The 5448-nt window shown below is 71.9% G+C and carries 4 protein-coding genes and 1 pseudogene; 3 read left to right on the plus strand and 2 right to left on the minus strand.

The window, feature by feature from the left end; genetic code table 11:
* The coding region (locus tag G3I65_RS36555; protein WP_160700148.1) for a glycerate kinase at window positions 1-864 on the plus strand (864 nt) is incomplete at its 5' end.
* 189 nt (window positions 865-1053) lie between these two features.
* On the opposite strand, the gene G3I65_RS36560 is transcribed toward G3I65_RS36555, so the two are convergent.
* Window positions 1054-1761 (minus strand): TetR/AcrR family transcriptional regulator, encoded by a 708-nt coding sequence (locus G3I65_RS36560; RefSeq protein WP_160700149.1) that lies wholly within the window; start codon window positions 1759-1761, stop codon window positions 1054-1056.
* Window positions 1762-1850: 89 nt separating this feature from the next.
* On the opposite strand from G3I65_RS36560, the gene G3I65_RS36565 reads away from it, so the two are divergent.
* Entirely contained in the window at window positions 1851-2846 is a 996-nt protein-coding gene (locus G3I65_RS36565) for an aldo/keto reductase (RefSeq protein ID WP_160700150.1), read from the plus strand.
* A 126-nt stretch (window positions 2847-2972) separates the two neighbouring features.
* Window positions 2973-5195, plus strand: coding sequence for a glycoside hydrolase family 15 protein (locus G3I65_RS36570; protein ID WP_160700151.1), 2223 nt, complete (start codon window positions 2973-2975; stop codon window positions 5193-5195).
* On the opposite strand, the pseudogene G3I65_RS36575 reads toward G3I65_RS36570, so the two are convergent.
* A pseudogene (locus tag G3I65_RS36575) lies at window positions 5183-5448 on the minus strand (hypothetical protein); the annotation flags it as partial. The gene G3I65_RS36570 and the pseudogene G3I65_RS36575 overlap by 13 nt on opposite strands.

A 5448-nucleotide genomic window follows, 5' to 3' on the forward strand; every position in this document is an offset into this window, starting at 1 on the left:
GTTCGCGGGGACACGGCGGTGGTCGAGCTGGCGGAGGCGTCGGGGCTGCACCGGTTGCCTTCGTCGCCGGCGCCGCTCACGGCGACGAGCGTGGGAACGGGCGACGTCATCGCGGCGGCGGTGGCCGCTGGGTGCCGCCGGATCGTGCTCGGCGTGGGCGGCAGCGCGTGCACCGACGGCGGTGCGGGCTTGCTGACCGCGTTGGGTGCGCGGCTCTTGGACTCCTCGGGGCGTGAACTTCCGTTCGGCGGTGCGGCCTTGGCGCGGCTGGCCTCTTTGGACGTGTCGGGTCTGTCCAGAGTGGACATCGAGCTGGCGAGCGATGTGGACAATCCGCTCTATGGGCCGTCCGGGGCTGCTTTTGTTTATGGGCCGCAAAAAGGCGCCTCGCCGGCGGACGTCGAGACGCTCGATTCGGCGCTGCGGCATTGGGCGTCGATCGCCGGGCCGGAGTTCGCGGACCGGCCCGGGGCGGGGGCCGCCGGGGGAGTGGGGTTCGCGGCGATGGCGGTGCTGGGCGCGCGGATGCGGCCGGGGATCTCGTTGTTGCTGGAGCTGCTCGGGTTCGAGTCCGCGCTGGCCGGGGCTTCGCTGGTGGTGACCGGGGAGGGGTCGCTGGACCGGCAGACGCTGTCCGGCAAGGCACCAGCCGGAGTGGCGCGGGCGGCGGCGGCCGCGGGGATCCCGTGCGTCGCGGTTTCCGGGAGGTGTCTGCTGTCGGCGTCGGAGCTGGCGGGGGCGGGGATCTCGGGGGCGTACGCGCTGACGGACGTGGAGCCGGACCCGGCCCGCTGCATGGCGGAGGCGGCGTCGTTGCTGCGCCGGCTGGGGCGGCGGGTCGCGGGCGATCACTTGGCCAGGTAAGTCGCGCTGGGTGGCCGCCTGACTCGGCGGGTCGCGGCCGGCCGCCTGGCCCGGTAGCCGGCGTGCGGTGGCTGGCTCGGCGGGTCGTAGGAGATCACTTGGCGCGCTGACCCGCCTCCAGCGTCTTGAATGAGTCATTCATGTCTTCAGCGGTCCTGAATGACTCATTCAAGACCTTCGCCACACGGCTCAGGAGTCGGCGATGCGGTCCAGCCACTCCGCCAGCAGCACCCGCTCGGCGTCGCTGAGCGTGGTGGCCTCGGCGAGACCGGCGCGCAGCGCGATCGCCCGCTCCGGCAAAGCCGAACCCACCGGCTCAGGGGCGTCGGTCAGGATCCGGCTCAGCACCGTCTCCCGCGCCGTCGCGGAAAGCTCGAGGTCGCGCTCGGCCTCGGGCGTCGCGATCAGCGACAGCACGACGCCCATCCCGGTCGCGTGCACCAGCCGCACCGCGCGCTCGACGCTCACCCGCAACCGGCCCGCCGCCGCGACGCGCTCGATGATCTCGCGCAGCATCGCTTCGGCCTCGCGCGCGGCCGGCGACGTGCGGCCCTGGCGGGCGTCGCCGTACATGAGCACGTAGAACTCCGGGCGGGACAGCCCGAACTCCTGGTGCAGGTCCCAGCCGCGGCGGAGGTCCTCGACCGCGTCCCCGGTCGAACCCATCGCGCGCTTGCTGGTCAGGTACTCGTCGAAGCCGTACGCCGCGACGGCGTCGAGGAGGCCGTCCTTGTCGCCGAAGAGCCGGTACAGCGCCGGGGGCTGGACGCCGGCCGCCGCGCTGACCGCGCGGGTCGAGAGGCCGTCGCGGCCCTCCGCCGCCAGCAGTTCGGCCGCCGCTCGGAGGATCCGTTCGCGGGTCTCCGCCGCCGGGCTGGTCGCCGTCTTCGTCACCATGATTCCAATGGTAACAAAACTGCGGTAGCACTACTTCGGTATCGGTGATACGTTGAGTCGAGTATCAACGGAAACAGGAGTGGTCATCCATGCGTACCCGCACCCTCGGCCGGACCGGTCCGGCCGTCTCCGCCCTCGGCCTCGGCCTGATGGGCATGTCCGACCTGTACGGCCCGGCCGACGAAACCGAGTCGGTCGCCACGGTCCACGCCGCCCTCGACGCCGGGGTCACCCTGCTCGACACCGGGGACTTCTACGGCATGGGCCACAACGAACTGCTGCTCCGCGACGCGCTGCGCGGCCGCGCCCGCGAACGGGCCGTGATCAGCGTGAAGTTCGGCGCGCTGCGCGGCCCGGACGGCAGCTGGCTCGGCTACGACAGCCGCCCGGAGGCCATCAAGACGTTCCTCGCCTACAGCCTGCGCCGCCTCGGCACCGACCACGTCGACGTCTACCGCCCGGCCCGGCTCGACCCGGCGGTGCCGATCGAGGACCAGATCGGCGCGCTGGCCGAGCTGGTGCGGGCTGGCTACGTCCGGCACATCGGGCTCTCCGAAGTCGGCGCCGAGACCTTGCGCAGGGCGGCCGCCGTGCACCCGATTTCGGACCTGCAGATCGAGTATTCGCTGCTCTCGCGCGGGATCGAGGCGGAGATCCTGCCGGTCGCCCGCGAGCTCGGCATCGGTGTCACCGCGTACGGCGTCCTGTCGCGCGGCCTGCTGAGCGGGCACTGGTCGCCGTCGCGCGAACTGACCGCGAACGACTTCCGCGGCCACAGCCCGCGGTTCCAGGGCGAGCACCTCGACCGCAACCTGGAGCTGACCGACGCGCTGGGCAAGCTCGCCGCCGCGAAGGGTGTGACGACCGCGCAGCTCGCCATCGCCTGGGTCGCCGCGCAGGGGGAGGACGTCGTCCCGCTGGTGGGTGCCCGGACCCGCGTCCGGCTCGCCGAATCACTGGGCGCCGAAGCCGTCGAACTGACCGAAGCCGACCTCGCGGAGATCGACGCCGCCGTCCCGGCCGGGGCCGCGTCGGGTGGCCGGTACGCCGAGGCGCAGCTCGGCCACCTCGACAGCGAGCGGTGACGCCACTGCGCCGTCCGGCGCAGGGCTGGATCGATCCAGTCTGATCGGACATTGCTTGTCACCCGTCGGTGGCTCAATATGTTGCGGCTCGCAACATATTGACGACAACGCCGTCGGAGGTCGGAAATGATCAGGTGGAAAGCGGTCCTGGCCTGCGCGGGAGCGGGTGTTCTGCTCGCCGGGCTCGTCCAGGGGACGGCCCTGGCGAGCGGCACCGCGACCGACTGCTGCGGCGGCGGGGCGTCCTGGGCGACCGGCAACAAGTCCGCGCTGGGCACCTCGACGACGTCCGGCAGCCCGGTGTGGTTCACCGTCGCCGACGGCGTGACGTCGGAGGTCTTCTACCCCCGCGCCGACGTCCCCAACACCCAGGACATGCAGTTCGTCGTCACCGACGGCTCGACCTTCGTCGACCTGGAACGCGACAACACGAACCACGTCGTCACGATGCCCGACGAGAAGGCGCTGCAGTACACCGTCACCAACACCGCCAAGAGCGGGAAGTACCGGATCACCACCGACTACGTCACGGACCCGGCCCGCTCGACGCTCGTCACGAACACCCGGTTCCAGTCCCTCGACGGTGGCAGCTACCGGCTCTACCTGCTGGCCAACCCGTCGATGGCAGGCGGCGGCGCGAACGACAACGCCTGGTGGGACGGCAACGGCCTCGTGGCGAGCGGCACCGAGACGCTGTTCGGCGGCACCGCCACCACGGTCGTGCAAGCCCTGCGCGCCTCGACCGGCTTCACCGCGCACGACAACGGCTACACCGGCGCGGGCAGCGACTGCCTGGCCGACCTGCGCGCCGACAAGAACCTGAACAACCAGTTCGACAACGTCTCGGGCAACGGCAACGTCGTCCAATGCGGACAGATCCCGGTCGGCACGGACACCACGTTCACCGTCGCACTCGGCTTCGGGAGCACGGCGGCGGCCGCGACCTCGGCCGCGAGCGGGTCGCTGAGCACCGGGTTCTCCAGCGTCTCGGCGTCCTACCGCAGCGGCTGGAACTCCTACGTCGGCAGCCTGAAACCCGCTCCCGCGAGCGTCTCCGGCGACACGCAACGGCGGCGCGCCTACTACGTCGCCGCGATGGCGCTGAAGACGGCCGAGGACAAGCAGCACCCGGGCGCGAGCGTCGCCGGCCTGGCCACGCCGTGGGGCAACTTCACCAACGGCGACCAGCTCAACGACGGCTACCACCGCGTCTGGGGCCGCGACCTCTACCAGCAGGCGACCGGTCTGCTCGCCGCGGGGGACAGCGCCCAGGCCAAGCGGATGGCGCAGTTCCTCTGGAACTCCCAGTGGATCGGCAGCCCGACCGCCGGCGACGGCATGACGTACCCGGCGGGCTCGTTCCCGCGCTACAGCCCGGTTTCCGGGGTCGCCGGCGCGAGCGCCCAGCAGCTCGGCTGCTGCGAACAGCTCGACCAGGACGCCGACGCTATCCTGCTCGCGTGGCTGACCGGCCTCACCGACGCCTCGACCTACGCCAAGGTCAAGACGACGGCGAACCACATCACCGCGACCGGGCCGGACACCACCGAGCGGTGGGAAGAGCAGTACGGCAAGTCGCCGTCGTCGGTCGCGGCCGAGATCGCCGGCCTGATCGCCGCGGGCGCGATCGCGCGTGCCAACGGCGACACCGCGAGCGCGGCCACGTGGGAGTCCACAGCGGACTCGTGGCGCAACTCCCTGGCCGGCTGGACGGTCACGACGTCCGGCTACTGGGGCGGCCACACCTACTACGAACGCCTCGACCGCGCCGGGAACCCCAACGACGGCGCGACGATCTGCTTCGACGAAGGCTGCTTCTACGAGCACGACGTGACCGACTTCGGCTTCCTCGACCTGGTGCGGCTCGGCATCCGCCCGGCCGGGGACGGCACCATCGCCAACTCGGTCGCCCCGACCGCGGCGGCGTCGGACGGCAACTCCGCGATGCAGGTGACGCTGCCCAACGGCGACGTCTACTTCCACCGCTACCCGCACGACAACTACGGCGAGAGCACCGCGAACTGCAGCGGCTGGCCGGCCGGCGGCAGCCAGCGGTTCGGCAGGCTGTGGCCGGTGCTGTCGGGGGAGCGCGGCCAGTACGAACTGGCCAATGGCCGTTCGGCGGCGGTGTACCTCAAGTCCATGGCGGACTCGGCCAACGACGGGTACTTCGTGCCCGAGCAGGTCTGGGACCGCGGCGACGTCGGGTGTTTCGGGCTCGGCCGCCCGACCGGCAGCGCGGGCCCGCTGATGTGGGCCGAGGGCCAGTACCTCCGGCTGGCCCAGAACATGGACGCGGGCCACAACCTCGACACGCCGTCGATCGTCAAATCCCGCTACGGCACCTGAGCGGCCAGCTTGCGTGCCCGGGCCAGCAGCTCGTCGGCCCGGGCGCGCAGCGCCGGCGTCTCGCCGCCGAGCTGGGGCAGGAGGTTCGCGTAGTCCGACACCAGGCGCCGGTAGCCGCGGGTGAATTTGGTCTTGCCCTTCTCCCGCGCGAACCGCCCGTCCAGGTCGATGATCTGCTGGGCCAGCACCGCGGCGACCGACGCCAGCTCCGCCCGCGCGTCCGCTTCGGCGTCCCGGCGCTCGCGGCGGGCCA

The organism is Amycolatopsis sp. SID8362 (assembly GCF_010550475.1).
Taxonomy (GTDB): Bacteria; Actinomycetota; Actinomycetes; order Mycobacteriales; family Pseudonocardiaceae; genus Amycolatopsis; species Amycolatopsis eburnea.